Here is a 19385-nt window from a genome sequence, read left to right as displayed (position 1 = left end):
TCATGCCTCGGCCCACGTCGATGTCACGGCTGCGCCACCCGGCGGCGCCGTGCCGCCAACGCGGCCCGGCCGTTACGGCCCCGCTCCTCGGCCAGCGGGGCGGTCTCCCGGCCGCCGAGGTGGCGCGCCATCGCGCGGACCGTCGGGTAGCGGTACATGTCGATGCGGCTCAGCTGCGGATCCAGCCGCTCGCGCAGCCGGGCCAGCACCTCGGTCAGCCGCAGCGAGTCGCCGCCGGCGTCGAAGAAGGGCAGGTCAACGGCGACCCGCTGGACCCGCAGCACCTCGCACCACGCCTCGGCGATGCGCCGCTCCAGCTCGGTCGCGGGCGGCGGCCCGGGCACGGTCCGGGTTCCCGGTGCCGGCAGGGCTTTCCGGTCGACCTTGCCGTTGGGGGTCTGCGGGACCGCGTCGAGCACCACCCACTGGGTCGGCACCATGTACTGCGGCAGGTGCTGGCGCAGGTGGCCGCGCACCTGCTCGACCAGGTCACCGGACGGGTTCCCCTCGGGCAGAAGGTATCCGACCAGGCGACGCTCCCCAGGAGCGTCCTCACGGACGAGTGCGACGGCTTCGCGCACCTGTGGGTGGCGGCGCAGCACCACCTCGATCTCACCCAGTTCGATCCGGAAACCGTGCAGCTTGACCTGACTGTCCAGCCGGCGCAGATACCGCAGCCGCCCGTCAGGCAGGCGGCGCACCAGGTCACCGGTGCGGTACATCCGGCCGGGGCCGAACGGGTCGTCGGGGAAACGCTCGGCGGTCAACTCAGGCCGGCCGAGGTAGCCGTCGGCCACCCCGTCACCGGCGATGCACAGTTCACCGTCCACGCCGTCCGGCAGCGGCTGCCCGCGCCCGTCCAGCACGTAGCAGCGCGTGTTGGCGATCGGGTGGCCGATGGTGACCGGCTGCCCGGGCCGTACCCGTTCCACACACGACCAGATCGTGGTCTCCGTCGGCCCGTAGAGGTTCCACACGGCGGCGGCCCGGCTGGTCAGCGCGTCGGCCAGGTCGGGTGGCAGGGCCTCCCCGCCGCACAGCACGGTGAGGCCGGGGTCACCCTGCCAGCCGGCCGACACCAGCATCTGCCAGGTCGCGGGCGTGGCCTGCATGACGCTCGGGCGGGCGGCGGCCATCCGGGCGAGCAGGGCTGCGGCGTCGGCGGCCTCGTCAGCCGTGGCCAGTTCGACACAGCCGCCGGTGACGAGCGGCAGGAACAGTTCCAGACCGGCGATGTCGAAGCAGATGGTGGTGACCGCGAGCAGCCGATCGTCGGCTGTGAACCCGGGCCGGGTGGCCATCGAGCACAGGAAGTTGGTCAGGGCCCGGTGTCCGACCTGCACACCCTTGGGCGCGCCGGTCGACCCGGAGGTGTAGATGACGTAGGCCCGGGCCAGCGGGTCACCGTGCTCCTGGTCAGGCGATGGCTCCGGGGCGTGCGACGGCTCGGGGTCGTGTCCGGGTACGGCGGCATCGGGTACCAGTACCGTCGCGTCCACGGCCGGCAGGCCGGCGGCCAGATCCTGGTCGGCCACGACCACACCCACCCGCGCGTCGCGCAGCATGTAGCTGATGCGCTCCGGCGGGTACACCGGGTCCAGCGGCACGTACCCCGCCCCGGTACGCAGCACCGCGAGCAAGGTGACCGGAAGCCGTTCACCACGGTGCTGGAAGACCCCGACCAGCGAGCCCGGCCCGACGCCCAGGGCACGCAGCCGCCGGGCGAGGGCGCCGGACTCCCGATCGATGTCAGCATAGGTGAGTTCCCGCCCGGCGAAGCGCACCGCGGGGGCGTGCGGAGTACGCCCGGCCTGGCGCAGCACCAGCTGGTGCACGCACTCGTCGCGCGGGTAGTCCGTCGTGGCGGACCGCTGGGTGGCGGTGCGCCGCAGCTCGTCGGGCGAGAGGATCGGCAGCCGGGCCGCCTCGCCGGTCGGGTCCTCGGCGGCAGCGGCCAGGTAGCCGGTGAACCGTTCGTCCATCCAGGCGGCCACGGCCGGGTCGGTGCCGGGTCCAGGCAGCAGCGTCCAGGCGGTGCCGTCCCGGGTGGCGCGCAACGTCAGCACACCCGAGTCCGCCGGGGCGAGATCCACGGCGGTCAGCGGCCCGGCGACCAGATCGACGCGCACCGGTAGGGACGCGACGGGCTGCCGTGGGTGCTGGCGCAGGGACGGTTCGCGCCGCCACAGATCGGCGACGTGGGTGCGGGTGCCGCCCGCGCGGTCAAGGTCGGCCGCCACCTCAGCAGCCAGGTCGAGCATGGACCGCCCCGCCGCCGGCTCCAGGACACGCAACGGCACCGCGCCGACGAGCAGGCCCCGTGGCGGTGTCGCGCCGTCAAGCATGGGTTCGGTGTGCACCGCAAGGTCGAGGACCGACTCGGCGCTCACCCGCCCCAGGAAGGACCCGAAGGCGGCGAGCAGGAACGGCAACGCCGCACCCGCGACCGGCGGGGTGTCCCGCACCGCCGGTGTGCGCGCCGGCCCGGCGGCCGCCTCGGCGAGGGCACGCCACGGCACGTCCGGTGGCTGCAGGTCGGCCAGGCGCCCGGCCCAGTGGCGCTCGTGGCGGCGCAGCGTCCGGGCGACCCGCACCCAGGCTTCGACCACCCGCAGGTCCGGCGGGTCCAGCCGCGCCGGCAGGTTCGGCACGTCGGTGCCGGCCAGCGGGGTGACGGACAGCCGCACGTCATGGGTGGCGGTGGCGAGGGTGACCCGCCCGCCCTCGGTACGCAGCACGGTGCCGGGTTCACCACTCGGCGCCCCGGGCAGGACCTCGCAGTCCTCGACCGTGAAGAACCGGTCGTCGGCGGCGAGCAGGGCGGCGCCGAAACGGTTCGGGTGCCCGCCGAAGGTGGTCGCCCGGACCAGGGCCGAGACCGCGTCGGCGGGCCCGCGCGGGTCGATCAGACCGCCGTCCGGCGGCCCGTCCAGGCGGGCGTGGTAGGTGCGCAGGCTCAGATCCTGCGGTTCGGCGATAGCGGTGCCGTCGGCGAGCCGGTCAACGAGTGTGGCGAACGACGTGCGGCCCGCGTCGTGGCACTTGACGTTCAGGGTGTGCGCAGTGTCGTCGGGCTCGACCGGGACACTCGCCTGCCCCAGGATGTCCCCGGCGTCCGCGACGTCGGTCATCAGGTGCCAGGTGACGCCGTGTTCCCGTTCGCCCGCCAGCAGGGCCCAGCTGGTGGCGAAGACTCCGGCGTGGCGCGGCAGCAGCGCGTCGTGGTAGTTCACGGCGCCGCGGGCGGCCAGGTCGAGCACCCGCTGCGGCAGGATCCGCAGGTTGGCGATGCTGAACAGATAGTCGAACCCGCCCGGCGGCAGGTGGTCGGGCAGGTCCGGCGTGTGGCCCAGACTGGTCAGCCCGGCCTCCCGCGCCCAGGCGCGGATGCCGGGATCGTCGGCCACCACAGCCCGGATCCGGTGACCCCGCGACAGCAGGATCTTGGCGCACTCGACGAGGAGGGGTTCCTCACCGACGAGTACGGCGTCGAAGGTGCGCCGCTCAGCCATGCGTGGCCTCCCGCCCGCCGTTGGCGTTGCCCAGAACCGTCGAAAGCTGCGCCAGCACCGCGGTGACGTCCTCGTCCGACATCCGCAGCACCAGATCGGCGAGGTCCCCGCCCTCCGGTGCGGCCGCTGTGTCCACCACCGGTGGCGGCTCGGGTTGCGGTGGCGTCGGGGGCTGCGCCGTCGCTCCGGTGGCGGCGCGCAGCGCCGGGCCGTGCGTCCGCAGCAGGTGGTCGGCGAGACGGCTGATGGTGGTCTGCTCGAACAGCAGCGTCGCCGGAAGCGGACCCAGGTCCACCTCAAGCGCCCGGACGATCTCCAACGAAACCAGCGAGTCGATGCCGTAGAGGTCGAAGGTGCCATCCGGGTCGAGCTGGGACGCATCAAGCTCCAGGACCCGGGCGAACACCGACGCGACGTAGCGCCGCGCCACCGCGTCCGCGTCCGGCGCCGCCGGGGCCACGTCGATCACCGCGCCGGGTGCCGGGGGTACCGGGTCGGTCGTGAAGGTCGGCGGCCCGGCGGAGACCACCGTGTCAGCCTCGGCCAGCAGCACGCTCTGGTAGATCGGGCCGGCCGGGGTGCGCAGGGCCGATCCCGCCCGCACCCGGCGGAACCCGGCGTCGGCCAGGACGTCCTGCCAGGCTGGCAGGGCCAGCAGCGGGCTGGCGGGCAGCCGGTGCTGCGGGTCGGTGAACGCCCACCAGCCGTCGGTCAGGCCGAACACGACAGTCATCGCCGGGCGCGGCGCGGTGCCCTCGTTGACCACCAGCACGCCGCCCGGGCGCAGCAAACGCTTCACCTGGGCGAGCGTGTACCCGATGCGGGGTGTGGCGTGCAGCACGTTCGCGGCGACGACGATGTCGGCAGTACCGGCGAAACCGGTCAGGTCACCGTCGATGTCCAGTGTCTCGAAGCGGGTGAACGGGTACCGCTGCGCGAACTCCCGCCGACCCTGTCGCACGAACGACGCCGAGACGTCAGTGAACAGGTACTCCACGCGCTCCCGCAGCGCCGGATCATCCGCCAGCGCGGCCAGCACCACTCGGGCCGTACCGGCGGTACCGGCACCCACCTCCAGCACCCGCACCGGGCCCGGGTGAGCGCGGCGCACAAGCTCCGCCACACTCGCGGTGACCGCGCGGGCCGTCGCCGCGTTGCAGTGGTCGGTCACCGGGTCACCCTTGTACAGGGCCGCGACCGCGCTGCTGTCACCACCGGGGAAGAGCACGTCCAGCGGTGCGCGGCGCCCGGTCAGCACATCCGGCAGCGCCTCCACACACCGGCGCAGCAGGGTGATCTGCGGGTGCAGCGCCGGATGCGCCACGCCCAGGGCCGACAGGCGGGCCGCGAGGTCCTCCCGGCGGTACGCGGCCGGCGCGAACACCAGGCGGTCACCGGCCCGGGTGGCCAGAGCATCGGTGATCAGCCCCGCGAGGCAGTCATACAAGCGGCCGGCGGTCGCACCCACCGGGGCGACCCCGGCGTCGCGCAGTACCGCCGCGCTCCACTCGACCGCGATCCGGTCCAGCGCCCCCGACGCCGCCAGGAAGGCGACGAGGTCAGTGTCGGTGTCCTCCGCCACGGCGGGCGGCACGGCGGCCAGCAGCGACGGCCCGGGCGCAGTGGTCGCGCTCACCCGGTCCTCGTCGTCCACGCCCAGGTCGGCGAGGATCCGCCGGTCCGCGCGGACCGCCACGACCTGTTCGACCGCCCCGCCGAGCACCGACTCGACAACGGCCAGGCCCTGCGCCGCGTCGATCGGCGCGATTCCGGCCCGGGTCGCCCGGCGCAGCACCTCCTCGCGGGTCGAATCACCACCGGCGTGCCAGTAGCCCCAGTTGATGATGCGCACCGGCAGGCCGGCGCCGCGAGCGGCGTGCGCCATCAGCGCGTCGGCCGCCACGCAACCGGCGGCGTACCCCGCCTGCCCCTGGTTGGCGGCGATGCTGACCGCTGAGGAGTGCGTGAGCACGAAGTCCAGCGGCTCGCCGCGCAGCGCCTCCACCAGCGCCCAGGCAGTGGCGATCTTGACCTCCAGCGCCCGGCGCAGATCAGCCTCGGTCAGGTCCCGCACGGGCCGGTTGACCAGCACCATCGCCGCGTTGATGACCCCGTGCAGGGCACCGAACCGTTCCCGCGCCCGGGCCACGGCGGCACGTACGGCGCCGGGGTCCGTCGCGTCCGCGCTGAGGTACTCCACCTCGGCGCCGGCCCGCTCGATCTCGGCGACCACAGCGCGCCGCTGCGCGTCGAGCGGGGACCGTCCCACGATCACCAGCCGGGCCCCGTACCGGGTGGCCAGGTGCCGGCAGGTGTCGCGGCCCAGCACACCGAGGCCGCCGATGACCAGGTAGGTGCCGCCGTCACGCAGGCCACCACCGGCCGGCAGCTCAACCGGCCGCAGCCGGCGCACCCGACGCACCCCGCCGCGCCACGACACCGGCTCGGCCGCCACGGTGCACGGCTCCGCTACCACCAGCCGGGCCAGCGCCGTGGCGTCAGCCTCGACGTCGGGGGTGCGCACGTCCACACAGGCCACCCGCAGAGACGGGTACTCCTTGGCCAGGACCCCGGCCAGCCCGGCCAGTCCGGCGGCGACCGGCCCGGCCGGGTCGGTGTCGCCGTGCGGGAACGCGTTCTGGGTGACGACCTTGAGGTTCACCTGCCCGCGCAGCGCCCCGCCGTCGTCGAGGGAACGCACCAGCCGGTAGAGGGCGACCACGCCGCGGTCCTGGGCGGCCAGGATGTCGGCCCGGTTCGCCGGCTCGGTCTCGGCGGCGGCGACGAAGTAGATCAGGTCGACATCGGTGACCGTGGTGTCGGATCGGATGATCGTCGCCCCCGGGTGCGCCCCGGCCAGCGCCGAGGCCAGCGGTCCGTCGAGTTGCGGCCCGGCCACCAGCACCCGTCGGGCTGGTGGCACCGGGGCGGTGTCCGGTAGCGGCCGGGGCAGCCAGGTCGGCAGGAACGTCGGGACCGCCGGGGTCCGCTCGGGTGTCGGGGCGGGCCGCAGCACCAGTCCCCGGATCCGGGCACACACCCGGCCCGCGTCGTCGCACAGGTCCACGTCGTGGCGGTCCGCTCCGGCGGCACGCACCAGCGACCAGCCCGACGCGGGCAGCGGCGCCAGGATCTCCACGCGGTCGGCCGCGAACGGCATCCCCGGCCCGCTGTCAGCCCGGGGCAGCACCGCCAGCGCGTGCATCGCGGCGTCCAACCCGATCGGGTCCAGCGGGTCGGCACCGCCGGTGATCACGCCAGCCGGAGCGACCAGGCGGGCCAGTGCCTCGCCGTCACCGGTCCAGACGCGTTCGACCCACCGGAACGCCGGGCCGTAGGCCAGGCCGGCGTCGGCGAGACCCTGGTAGAGACGGGAACCGGGCACCTCGTCGTGGCAGCGGCGGCGTACCTCGTCCAGGTCCAGGTGGTCCCGCGTCGTGGCTGGCGGGTCGGCCACGACGCTTGCCCGGAAGTGCACCGTGGCACCCGTGCGCAGCTCGGCGACCCTCTCCGCGTCGAGTTGGACCGTGACCTGGGCCGTCTGCTGCGGCACCGTGATCGGGCGGATCCAGCGCACGTCGCTGAACCGGTGGCGGATACCACCGACCGCACCGGCCACCAGGTGCAGGTGCCCCGTGCCCGGCAGCAACGCACGCCCACCCACCACGTGGTCGGCCACCACCGGGTCGGCGGCGCGCACCGCCACGGTCCGGGTCAGTTCCGGTGCGGCGATGGCCGGGCCGGCGGCGGAGGGCGGCGATGGCGGGCGGTCAACGATCCAGTGGCGCACCGCCTCGAAGGGGTATCCGGGCAGCGACACGACGCTGCGTCGGCCCGGGCGGACGGCGTGCAGCGCCGCCCAGTCCACGGCGGCGCCGGCCACCCACAGTCGACCCAACGCCGCGTCGTTGCCGGCGAGGATCTGGGTGCGCAGGAACTCCGCCGCGCCCGGGGCGGTGGTGAGCAGGTCACCGAGCGACCCGGTGTCCCGCCCGACGTGGCCCCGCGCCACGGCGTCGTCCGCGTCACCACGGGCCAGCCCGTCGAGGTGTTCGGCGGCCTCGGTGATCGACCGGGCCACGAAGGCGGCGCGGTACGCCATCGGCTCCCGCCCGATCCGCAGGGTGAAGGCCACATCCGCGAGGTTGAGGTTGGCACCGGGCCCGCGCAGGTGCGCGGCGAGCCGGCGGGCCGCGGCCGCGAGCCGTTCCTCGGTACGCGCCGAGAGCACGACAAGTTCCGGCCCCGGCTGCGGACCCGGCTCGCCGTGCGGTGGCAGGTACTCCTCGACGATGACGTGGGCGTTGGTGCCACCCGCACCGAACGAGCTGACCGCCGCGCGGCGGGGCAGCTCAACGGATCCGTCCGCCCCGGTCCGGCTCTGCCTCGGCCACGGCCGGCCGCTACGGGGTACCTCGAACGGGGACGCCGCGAAGTCGATCAGCGGGTTGAGTTCGTCGGCGTGCAGCGACGGCACGATCCGGCCGTGCCGCAGTTGCAGGACGGCCTTGGTCAGCCCGGCGATGCCGGCGGCTCCTTCGAGGTGGCCGATGTTGGACTTGACCGATCCGAGGCCGCAGGACCCCGGCGGCAGCGCACCGAACGCCTGGGTGAGGGCGGTGTGCTCGATCGGGTCGCCCAGCGATGTGCCGGTGCCGTGCGCCTCGACGTAGCCGATCGTGGCCGGCTCGACACCGCCTGCGGCGAGAGCCTGCTCGACGAGGGCCCGTTGGGCGTGCGGGTTCGGCACGGTGAACCCGCCGGTACGGCCGCCGTGGTTGACGGCGCTGGCGCGGATGACGGCGTGGACACGGTCCCCGTCGGCGATGGCCTTCGACAACGGCTTCAACACCACCGCGCCGACACCCTCGCCGGGCACGTACCCGTCCGCGTGGGCACCGAAGGCCCGGCAGTGCCCGTCGCCCGACAGCATGTTCTTGCGCGCCAGGTGGGCGTAGCGCAGCGGGTGCACGCTGACGTTGACCCCGCCGGCCACCGCCACGGCGCACTCCCCGGCGCGCAGGCTCTGGCACGCCTGGTGTACCGCCACCAGCGACGCCGAGCAGGCGGTGTCCACCACCACGCTGGGTCCACGCAGGTCGGCGAAGAACGACACCTGGTTGGCGATGGACGCCCGGTTGAACAGCACCACGTTGGGTCGCCCGCTCAACGCCTCCTGCGCGCCGAGCACGGCGTAGTCGTCCCACATGACGCCGACGAACACGCCCACGTCACGGCCGCCACCGATGCGCGGCGCGGGCAGCCGGGCCGGCGGGTAGCCGGCGTCCTCCAGCGCGTGCCACGCCGTTTCCAGGAACAACCGCTCCTGCGGGTCCATCTGCTTGGCCTGGGCCGGGGCGATCTGGAAGAACAGCGAGTCGAACCGGTCAACGTCTGGCAGGAACCCGCCCCAGCCCGGGGCGGGACGCCCGGCCGCCTGCTCGGCGGCCCACCACGCGGCGACGTCCCAGCGTTGCGCCGGCACCGGCTGCACGGAGTCGACACCGCGATCGAGGTTGTCCCAGAAGGTGTCCAGGTCGGGTGCGCCCGGGTAGCGGCCACTCACCCCGATGATCGCGATCGGCTCGCCGGCGGGCAGCGCCTGCGGGCGCTGTTCAACGAGCGCCGGTGCCGGATGGGCGACCGGAGCCGCCTGCGGGGTGACCGGCTGGGGCGTCGAGGGGGCGGGTGGGCGTAGCCGCGCGACGGCGTCGGGGTGTTCGGCCACCAGGTGCTCGGCGAGGTCACCGAGGCTCGGGAACTCGAAGAACACCGTGCCGCGCAGGCCGGGCACCTGCGGCTGCAGCACCGCCAACGCGTCCATGACCCGCACGGAGTCCAGCCCGTAGTCGATCAGCGACGTGCCCGCGTCGAGGCGGCTCGGATCCAGTTTGAGCACGTCGGCGAGGACGGTGCGCAGGTGCGCCGTCACGACCGCGCGGTCACCGTTGTCGGCCGCCGCCGGGACCGGTCCGGCCGGCGCCGCCTCCTCGGGCCGCACGGCCGGGGGTGACGTGGTGAGCGTGGCGGCGATCGTCGCCGCGTCACCGAACGCTGGGATCACCCGGGGCCGCGTCGCCGCGAGCGCCCGTTCCAGGGCGCGCATGCCCTGCGCCGGGGTGAGTTCGCTCAGCCCGGTCCGGCGGTGGTAGGCGTCCCGCTGGCCGCTCCCCACCAGGGCGTCCACCCCGCCGACCGCCCACAGTGGCCAGCCGATCGAGACGGTACGCCCGTGCCGCGCCCCGGAGGCCACGAGCGCGGCGCGGCGTTCGGCGAAGGCGTCCAGCCACCGGTTCGCGGCGGCGTAGCCGGCGGCACCGAAGTCACCGACGATGCCGGAGATGGAGGAGTAGAGCACGAACACCTGCAGCGCGTCGTCGCGCGTGAGGGCGTCCAGCAGCAGTGTCCCACGGGTCTTCGGCTCCAGCAGCCGGGCGAAGCGGGTGTCGTCAAGCGTGAGCACCGTGGCGGACTCGGCCGTGCCCGCGAGGTGCAGGACCCCGTCGATGCGTCCGAAGCGGTGCCGGGCCTGCGCCAGCGCGCCGCGCACGTCGTCCAGCACGGTGACGTCGGCCCGCGCCAGCAGGACCTCCGCGCCCAGGCCGGTCAGCTCGTCGGCGAGCGCCGACATGGCGCCGTCGGGGTCCGAGCGGAACAGCAGCACCAGACGCGCCTGGTAGCGCTCGGCGAGGTGCCGTGCGGTGAGCCGGCCGATCGCGCCACGCGCCCCGGTGAGCACGTAGACGCCGCGCGGGACGAACGGCACCGGCGCGTCCGGCGGGACCGCCGGCAGCGCGGCCACGGCCCGCTGCTGCCTGCGCTCGGCCAGGTGCCGCAGCTCGGCGCCGGCAAGGTGGCCTGCTGCCGCGAACTCGCTGGCGAGGATCTCCGCCAGCCGTTGCGGGGTGGGTGTGGGGCCGAGCACCGCGACACTGGCGATCTCCAGGCGCGGTAGGACCGCCGCGGTGGACAGGGCGAACCCGGCCACCGCCTCCTGCGCCGGGTCGGCGCTCTCGTCGCGCCCGCCGCTGACGTGCAGGCAACGCACCGGGCCACGGCCGGGGGCCCGGGCGAGGTCACGCACGAGCGTGCGCAGCCGCCCGACGCCCCGGTCGAGACCTGCCGCCGCCCCGGACAGCGCCGCGTCCAGCGGAAGGTCGGCGGGCTGGTCGGCGCCGCCGTTGAGGGCCCACAGGTGGGCGATGTCCAGTGCCGCGTCGGGCGCCGCCGCCACGAGGGAGGTCACCGCCTGCGGATCGGCGCTCACCTCGACGCGCTCCCAGCGTCCGGTGGCCCGCAACGCCGCCGCGAGGGCCGGCTCACCGCCCAGGACCAGTAGGGTGCCGCCGGCACGGGTCGCGGGACCGGCTGGGACGTCACGCCAGGCCGGCGCGAAAAGGACCGGCTCGTCTGGCCCGTCAGGTGAGGCGGTGTCGTGGGAGCGGCCGTCGGGGACGGGCTGGCGGCCGACGAAGCCGGTCAGCTCGGCCAGGATGTGGCCGTGGGCGTCGACGATCCGGATGTCGAACCGGCGTGCCGCCGCGTCGCCGTGGGCGAGCGCGTGGGCGTAGCAGGTGCGCGGCAACGCAGCGTGGATGCGCAGCCGGCCAAGGCTGAACGGCACGGCCAGGTCACCGGCGGTGAACGGGGTACTGCGCCCCACCCAGTGGCAGGCCCGTAGCGCCCCGTCGAGCAACGCGGGCGGCAGCTCCTGGGCGTCGTCGCGGACGTCGTCGGGCAGCCGCAGCTCCACCAGGCACGCCCGCGCTCCCGCGAACAGTTCGTGGATCACCCGGTACGACGGGCCGTACTCGAAACCGGCCCGCTGGTACGCGGCGTACACGTCGTCGCCCCGGTGGCGCAGCGGCAGGTCCCGGCGCAGCGCGTCGAGGTCGACGGGTTCGCCCGCACCGGTCGCCTCGGCTGCGGCGAAGCCACGGACGTGGACGGTCGCCTCGCCGCCACGTCCACTACGGATCTCGAAGCCGACGCCATCGTCGCGGCGCGACAGGGCGACCGTGAGCTCATTCGCCCGTGCCGCCAGCTCGATCGGGCGGCCCCAGACCACGTCGCGCAGCACGTCGGGTCGGCCACCGGTGGCCAGTTCGGCGGCGGCCCGGGCCATCTCCACGCCGGCGGCCCCGGCCAGGACCGGCCGGCCGACGATGACGTGATCGCGGGCGTGGGCATCATCGGACCAGATGGTCTTACGGAAACGGACCTCCTCGATGGTCGACTCGTTGACGTCCAGCAGCGGGTGCGGTGCACGCAGGGCGGGTCCGAGCTCCTGCGGCAGCCAGCAGCGTTCCCTGGCGAAGGGGTAACCGGGTGCTGACACCCGCCGCGGCGCCGGCGTGGATACGGCGGTGCCGAACAGGTGCGTGGCGCCGGGGCCCCAGTCCGGGTCAGCCCCGGAAAGCCAGCTCGTGACCGCCTCGTTGGTCGGCCCAGTGGGTGGCGTCTCACCGGCGGCCACCGCAGCCAGACCCCGGACGAGATCGGCTCCGGTACGGGCCAGCACGACGGCCCGTGTGGCAAGCGGTTCGCGGCCGGTGGCGAGGGTGAAGGCGAGGTCGGCCAGGCGGACGTCGGCGCTCCGCACGAACGCCGCCAACCGGGCGCCGTACTCGCGCAGCCGCTCCGGGTTCGCGGCGGAGACCAGGAACGGCAGGGTGTCCCCGGCGTCCTGCGCCAGGGTCGGCCCGGCGCTGTCCGGCCCGGCCGGGGGGTCAGCCACGACCAGGTGGGCGTTGGCGCCGCCCGCGCCGAAAGAACTGAGGCCGACGTAACGGCCCCGGCCGGCCGGTCGGGGCCAGGCGGCGAGTTGCTGCTGGACGCGGAACGGCGTCTGGTCCAGGGTGAGGTTGGGGTTGGGTGGGCTGGCGTGCAGCGACGGCGCCAACTGGTCGTGGCGCATCTGCAGCAGCACCTTGGTCAGCCCGGCGATACCGGCGGCCGACTCCAGGTGGCCGATGGCGGACTTCACCGAGCCGATGGGCACGGATCCGGCAGGTACCGCCCCGTGCGCGCCACGGCCGAAGGCCCGGCTCAGACCACTGATCTCGATGGGGTCACCGAGCGACGTGCCGGTGCCGTGGGTCTCCACGTAGTCGATGTCGGCCGGGTCGATGCCAGCGGCGCGCAGCGCACCGGTGATGACGTCGGCCTGCGCGTGCGGGCGCGGCACGGTCATGCCGTGCGCGCGTCCGCCGTGGTTGACCGCGTGCCCGGCGATGACACCGTGGATGTGGTCACCGTCGGCGAGCGCGGCCGCCAGCGGCTTGAGCAGCACGGCGCCGACGCCCTCGCCCGGCACGTACCCGTCGCCGCCCGCCCCGAACGAACGGCAGCGCCCATCGGTGGCCAGATAGCGGCCCTGGCTGAGGAAGACGTACTTGTACGGGTGCAGCGACAGGTTGACGCCGCCGGCGATCGCCAGCTCACTCTCCCCACGGGCCAGGCTCTCGCAGGCCAGGTGGATGGCGGTCAACGACGAGGAGCACATGGTGTCCAGCGCGATGCTCGGCCCCACCAGGTCGAGTTGGTGTGACACGCGGTTGGCGATGGAGGCGAACGAGGAGCCGGTGACCGGGCGGTCGCCACGCAGCACATCCGTCGCGCCGTAGAGCTGGTACTCCCCGTACATGACGCCGACGAAGACACCGACCGGGCGTCCGGCCAGGTTCCGCCGCCGGTAACCGGCGTCCTCCACGGTGTGCCACGCCGTCTGCAGGAACAACCGCTCCTGCGGGTCCATCAGCTCGGCCTCGCGCGGCGAGATGCCGAAGAACAGCGGGTCGAAGCGGTCCGCGTCGGGCAGGAAGCCGCCCCACCGGGAATAGGAGCGGCCGGCCCGCCCCGGCTGCGGGTCGAAGAACCGCTCGTGCGACCACCGCTCGTGCGGGATCTCGGTGACGCAGTCCCTGCCCTGGGCGAGGTTGTCCCAGAACTGCGTCAGGTCGTCGGCCTGCGGGTAGCGGCCGGCGAGCCCGATCACGGCGAACCCCTCGACACCCGCGTCCACGGGGATGGGTTCGGCCCGGGCCGGGCTGGCGACAACCGGTGGGGTGGGTGGCGTGGAGACCACGGCCGGCGGCGGCCCGTCCTGGGCGGCGAGGACGCGCAGCCGCTCCCCGTGCTGGGCGGCGACGTGGTCGGCGATCTCGCTGAGCGTCGGGTACTCGAAGAAGATCGTCTTGGACAGGCCCGGTAGGGCCGCTTCAAGCTGCCGGTTCAGCCTGGTGATCATCAGCGAGTCGATCCCGTAGTTCTCCAGCGGCACCTCGGGGTCGACGCTGTCCGGAGCCAGCTTCGCCTGCTCGGCCAGGGCGCGTAGCAGCAGCGCGGTGGCGACCGCCCGCACGTCCACCGGGCTCTGGTCCGCCTCCACTGTGGATTCGGTCGGCGGGTCGGCTGCCACTGGGGTGTCGACCGCCGCGAGCGCGTCGAGAGCCTGCCGGATGCGGTGCGCCTCACCGTGGCCCACCACCACGACCGGGCCGCCGGCCAACGCCCGACCCAGGGCCGCGAAGCCGGCGTCCGTCGGCATCGGCGTGAGACCCAGCCGGTCCCGCAGGGCCAGCGCGGACGTCTCGTCCTGCGTCATACCGCCGTCGCGCCACATCGGCCACGCCACCGACAGGGTACGGCCCCGCCGCTCACCGCTCGCCTCCCGGCTACGGCGATGCTCGGCCCACCGGTCGAGGAAGGCGTTGGCGAAGGCGTAGTCCGTCTGCCCGGCCGAGCCGAAGGTGCCGGCCACCGAGGAGTACACGATGAAGAACTCCAGCGGTTCATCCGCTGTGGCCTCGTCGAGCAGCAGCGTGCCGGTCACCTTGGCGGCGGCCGTCTGTGCCAGGTGCTCCACGGGCTTGTGCAGCACGTAGGCGTCGCGCAGCGCACCGGCGGCGTGCACCACCCCGTCGAGGCGACCATGGCGGGCACGCACGTCACCGATCAGCCGCGTCACCTGGTCCGGCGCGGACACGTCGACCGGCTGGTAGGACACGTCGCTGCCCGACGCCACGATCCGGGCGATCCGCTCCCGGGCCGGCGCGCTGGGCTCGGCGGCCCGCCCGCACAGCACCAGGTGGCAGCGGGACTGGGCGGCCAGGTGCTCGGCGGTGAGCAACCCCAGCCCACCCGCGCCGCCGGTGATCAGGTAGACGCCGCCGTCACGACCCAGCGGCACTGGCGGCGGCAGGGACGCGACTGGCTGGGCGCCCCGCGCCTGGCGCACGCCGTCGCGGTAACGGATCTCGGTCTGCGCACCGCCGCGCAGTTCCGTGGCGAGCGCGTCCGCGGCGTCGGCCGTGGTGTCCAGGCCCACGACCCGGACCCGCAGCAGCGGCTGCTCCAACCGGACCGCGCGGGCCAGACCGGCCACCGCGTGCCCGGCCGGCAGCGCGTCGAGGCAACGCACAGCGTGCAGCACGGTCATCGGCGTGGTCAGCCGCCGCGCGATCAGGGCCCGGCTGAGCACCAGGGTGCGGCGGGCCCCGGCGAGCGGATCGGTCGCCTCATCGTCGTCGAGGCCGCAGGCGTCGACGACGGCGTCGGGCCACGTACCGGCGTCGGCCAACGCGGCCAGCAGCCGCGTGACATCGTCGAGCCGCTCGGGATCCACCGTGTACCGGTCGGGGCCGAGCGGCGCGAAGGAATCACCGCGTTCGAGCACCACCACGCGCGACGCGGCATCACCACGCAGCCGCTGCGCGAGGGCGCTGCCCCGGGCCGCATCCGTGGCCAGGACCAGCGCCACCTGCGCCGGTACGCCGTCACGGACCGGATCGGCCGGCACCCAGCGCGGCTCGGCCAGCAGCACGTCACCCGCCGCACCGTGGCGGCGTACCGACAGGCCCCGCATGGTCACCAGCGGACGTCCGGTCAGGTCGGTCAGCGCGATGTCCAACCGGGACAGTCCGGCGCCGCCACCACCGGCGGTCCGCACCGCCCGCACCTGGCACTGCTCGGGCAGGGGCGCGTGCCGGATCAGTTCACTCAACGCGACCGGCCAGAACCGCGCATCAGCATCCGGGTCGTCGGCGGAAAGCACCAGCACCGCCACGTGCAGCGCCGCGTCCACCAGGCCGGGGTGCAGCGCCAGGGCGGGCGAGACCGGCTCGGCACCGGCCGGCACCCGCACCTGCCCGACCGCCTGGTGTCCGGACAGTAGCGTCACCTGGCGCAGGCCCCGCATCCGTGGGCCGTAGTCCAGACCGTGCCGGCGCAGCCGCTGGTAACAGGCGTCCGCGTCCAGCTCGGCGAGCGTCTCCCCGCCGCTGGAGGTGTCGATGGAGCCACCGGCGTTGACGTCGCCCGACACGGCCGTGCCAGCGCAGAGGATCGCGTCACCCGCCATGACCTGGAACGGCAGCTGCGCTGCCCCGGTCCGCGCCTCGACCTGGATCTGGCGCGGGCCGTCGGCGAAGGAGCAGGGACGTTCGAAGGTGACGTCACGCAACGCGGTCACCGGGCCGGCCAGGGGCTCCACAACCGACCGGACCAGATCCAGGTAGCCGGCCGCCGGCAGCACCGGTTCGCCACCCACGACGTGGTCGTGGATCCACCACTGCGCGCCGGTCAGCGCGATGTCGAAGCGGTGGCTGCCCGGCGGCAGCGCGGGCAGGGCCGCCTGCGGCCGGCGGGTGGACTCCAACCAGTAACGCTGCCGCTGGAAGGGGTACGTCGGCAGGGGCACCCGACCCCGCTGCTCGGCGGCGTAGTAGGCCTCCCAGTCCACCGCCACCCCGGCGCACCAGGCCGAAAGCAGCGCGTCAACCGGGTCACCGTCCGGTCGCAGGATGATGGTGCCCTGCTCGGGTTGCGAGCGCGACGGCCGCACCGGGAAACGCGGCCGGCGCCGGCCCGCGCTGTTGGCGGCGGCCGAACCGGGCTTGTCGAGGGCGGCGACCGCCGCCGCCAGGGTCAGCGACCCGGCCAGGCAGGCACCCACCAGCGCGGCCACGCCGTCGCCGTAGACCGCGCCGGGCCGCAGACCCCAGCTCAACCAGAGCCGACCCAGCGCGTACTGCGTGGCGAACGAGGCACCCCGCTCGCCTCGGGCACCCGTGCCGGCCCGCTCGCAGGCGGCCAGGGCCTCGACCACGGCGGCCTCACCGGCGTACCCGGTCAGCAGGTGGTCGGGGTCGGCCTGGTCGGCGAAGGCGAACGCCAGCGGCGGCGGCTTGAGTCCGGCGTCGTGCGCCGGGGCGGCCAGCAGCCGGGCCGCCGCGTCCGGGCCGTCGCCACCGCACAGCACCGCGCGGCGGTGGCGGTGTGCCCGCCGACCCACGGCGAGGGTGAAGGCGACGTCCGGCAGCGGTTGCTCCGGGTGGGTGCGCAGATGGGCGGCGAGGTCACTGGTCAGGGCGTCCAGGGCCGCCGGTGTGCGCGCGGACACCAGCAGCACCTGGGTGGGGCGCGATGCTCCGGTCACGGCCGGCGCTGGCGGCTCCTGCAGCACGGCGTGGGCGTTCGTGCCGCCGATACCGAACGAGCTCACGCCCGCGCGCAGCGGCCCGGCCGCCCGCCACTCGGTGGTCTCGGTGCTCACGTAGAAGGGGCTGCGCGAGAAGTCGATCGCCGGGTTGGGCCGCGTGAAGTTCACCGTCGGCACCAGCGTGCGGTGGCGCAGCATCAGGGCGGTCTTGATGACCCCGGCGACACCGGCCGCCGCGTCGAGGTGCCCGATGTTGGACTTGACCGACCCGATGGCGCAGTATCCGGTACCGGCATCCGGGCCGAACGCCTCGGTTAGCGCCGACACCTCGACCGGGTCACCGAGGCGGGTCGCGGTGCCGTGCGCCTCCAGGTAACTGATCGAGGACGGCTGCACACCGGCGACGAGGTGCGTCTCACGGATCACGGCTGCCTGGCCGTGCCGGCCCGGCGCGGAGAAGCTCACCTTGCGCGAGCCGTCGTTGTTGGTGGCGGTGCCCCGGATGACCGCGTGGATCGTGTCGCGGGCCTCGATGGCGTCGCGCAGGGGACGCAGCAGCACCACCCCGACGCCGTTGCCCAGGACGGTACCGCCGGCCTGCTCGTCGAAGGTCCTGACCCGCCCGTCGCTGGACAGGATCGCGCCCTCCTCGTACAGGTAGCCCTTCACCTGGGGCACCTTCACCGTGACGCCGCCGGCCAGGGCCAGGTCGCACTCCCCGTTGAGCAGGCTCTGGCAGGCCAGGTGCACCGCCACGAGCGAGGTGGAGCACGCGGTCTGCACCGTGTAGGCCGGTCCGGTCAGGCCGAGCTTGTAGGCCACCCGGGTGGCCAGGTAGTCCTTGTCGTTGCCGGTCATGACCTGGAAGAACGCGGACGTCGCGGTCTGGTCGACGGCCGCGAGCACCTCGGTCTGCAGGTAGGTGTTGATCGCCGCACCGCCGACGACGCTGATCAGCCCTGGAAACCGGGTCGGGTCGTAGCCGGCGACCTCAAGCACCTCGTGGCACACCTCAAGGAAGACCCGGTGCTGTGGATCGGTGACCTCGGCCTCGGCCGGGGTCATCTCGAAGTACGCGGTGTCGAACAGGTCGGCGTCGGCGAGTACACCGTGCGCGGGCACGTACCCGGGGTCGGCGAGCAGCTCGGGCGGGACGCCCGCGGCCGCCAGCTCGGCGGTGTCGAAGCGGGAGATCCCCTCCCGCCCCGCGCACAGCAGATCCCAGAACTGCGTCAGGTCGCGCGCCCCCGGGAAACGCCCGGCCATGCCGACGATGGCGATGTCGGCCGAGGCCGTGCCATCCCGCCCATCAGACACCCAGGCGCTCCTTGATCTGGGCGAAGTAGGGGACGTGGCGGTAGTCCTTCGCCTGCGGGTCGTAGTCCGTGTACTGGTTGGTGAACGCCAGCAGCTCCTGCTGGACCTCCTCGGCGGGCATGTCGTGGATCTGTCGCTCGATACGCTGGATCTCGGCGAGGAAACCCGCCAGCACGGTCGGCAGCTCGGGGCGCAGCCGGATCCGGTCGTCGCGCAGCTCGATGCCGCCCTGCTCGGTGAGGTAGTTGAACAGCAGCTGCGACGCGACCGCGTCGTAGTTGGGGCGCGGAATGCCCTCGACCGAGTACCGCAGCAGCCGCTCGGACAGGATGTACTCGTAGGCCAGGTGCGCCTGCTCGGCGGGAAGCTGCGGGTCGTTCAGGCAGGTCAGGATTCCGGAGATGTCGACCCGCAGCTCCTCCAGCCCGGCCAGCGGCTTGAGCGACTTGTACGGCAGGTACTGCGGGATCGGCATGTCGCCCTGCCGGTGGTGGTACTCGTGCAGCCGCACCCACCACGAGGAGGCCTGCTCGACCGTGCGGTCGTCCACGCCACGCAGCAGCGGGAAGCTGTCGTCAGCCATGACCGCGTCGATCATCCTGCGGGTGATGCGGTTGTGCCGCTCCACGAACTTGTTGATGAAGTAGAAGATCAGGTCATCGCCGTACTGCAGCCCGTCGATGTGGTTCTCCGGGAACAGGGCCACCACCACCCGCGACTCGAACCCCGTGGACGAGGCGGTGATGTTCACCGGCATGGTGGGGCTGGCGTAGCGGGTGGCCAGGTGCGGGTTCGTCGGCAGCGTCTCGTAGCGCAGGTACTCCAGCGACAGGGCGGGGAAGTACGAGGCGTCGAACAACGACAGCAGGTGGTTGTCGCGCCGCTCGTTGATGTGCGTCTTCACCGACGACAGGTGCGGCTTGGCCGAGAAGTTACGAAGATCCTCGACCAGGGCCTGGGCCACGCTCAGCCGACTCAGGTGGGTGGTGTCCGCCACCTGCTGGGCCACCTCGTTCAAAAAGTCCTGGTCGCGAAACATCCCACGCGACCCCTTGATCTTCTCCCGAAGCTCGTTGACCTCGTCGATGATCTCGGGTGTGTCGTTGTCCGACATC

3 protein-coding genes are annotated in these 19385 nt (G+C 73.9%); all 3 read right to left on the bottom strand.

Features of this window, described 5'->3' with window-relative positions; genetic code table 11:
- Positions 1-23: 23 nt before the first annotated feature.
- Genes AB0367_RS33450 through AB0367_RS33440 form a run of 3 tightly spaced genes read right to left on the bottom strand, consistent with a single transcriptional unit; the run spans position 24 to position 19384 of the window.
- Positions 24-3512: an amino acid adenylation domain-containing protein gene (locus AB0367_RS33450; protein WP_366230491.1), complete on the bottom strand. Its 3489-nt coding sequence runs from the start codon at positions 3510-3512 to the stop codon at positions 24-26.
- Positions 3505-18270 carry an SDR family NAD(P)-dependent oxidoreductase gene (locus AB0367_RS33445; RefSeq protein WP_366230490.1) on the bottom strand — a complete coding sequence of 4922 codons (14766 nt, stop codon included), beginning with the start codon at positions 18268-18270 and terminating at the stop codon, positions 3505-3507. Before AB0367_RS33445 ends, AB0367_RS33450 begins: the two co-directional genes overlap by 8 nt.
- Complete coding sequence (locus AB0367_RS33440) at positions 18263-19384, bottom strand: DUF6421 family protein (protein ID WP_366230489.1); 1122 nt, start codon at positions 19382-19384, stop codon at positions 18263-18265. The genes AB0367_RS33445 and AB0367_RS33440 overlap by 8 nt, the downstream gene beginning before the upstream one ends.
- Position 19385 lies beyond the last annotated feature (1 nt).

This window comes from Dactylosporangium sp. NPDC051484 (genome assembly GCF_040689395.1).
Taxonomy (GTDB): domain Bacteria; phylum Actinomycetota; class Actinomycetes; order Mycobacteriales; family Micromonosporaceae; genus Dactylosporangium.
The sequence above is the reverse complement of the archived record's forward strand: the minus strand, read 5'-3'. Positions and strand labels throughout refer to the sequence as shown.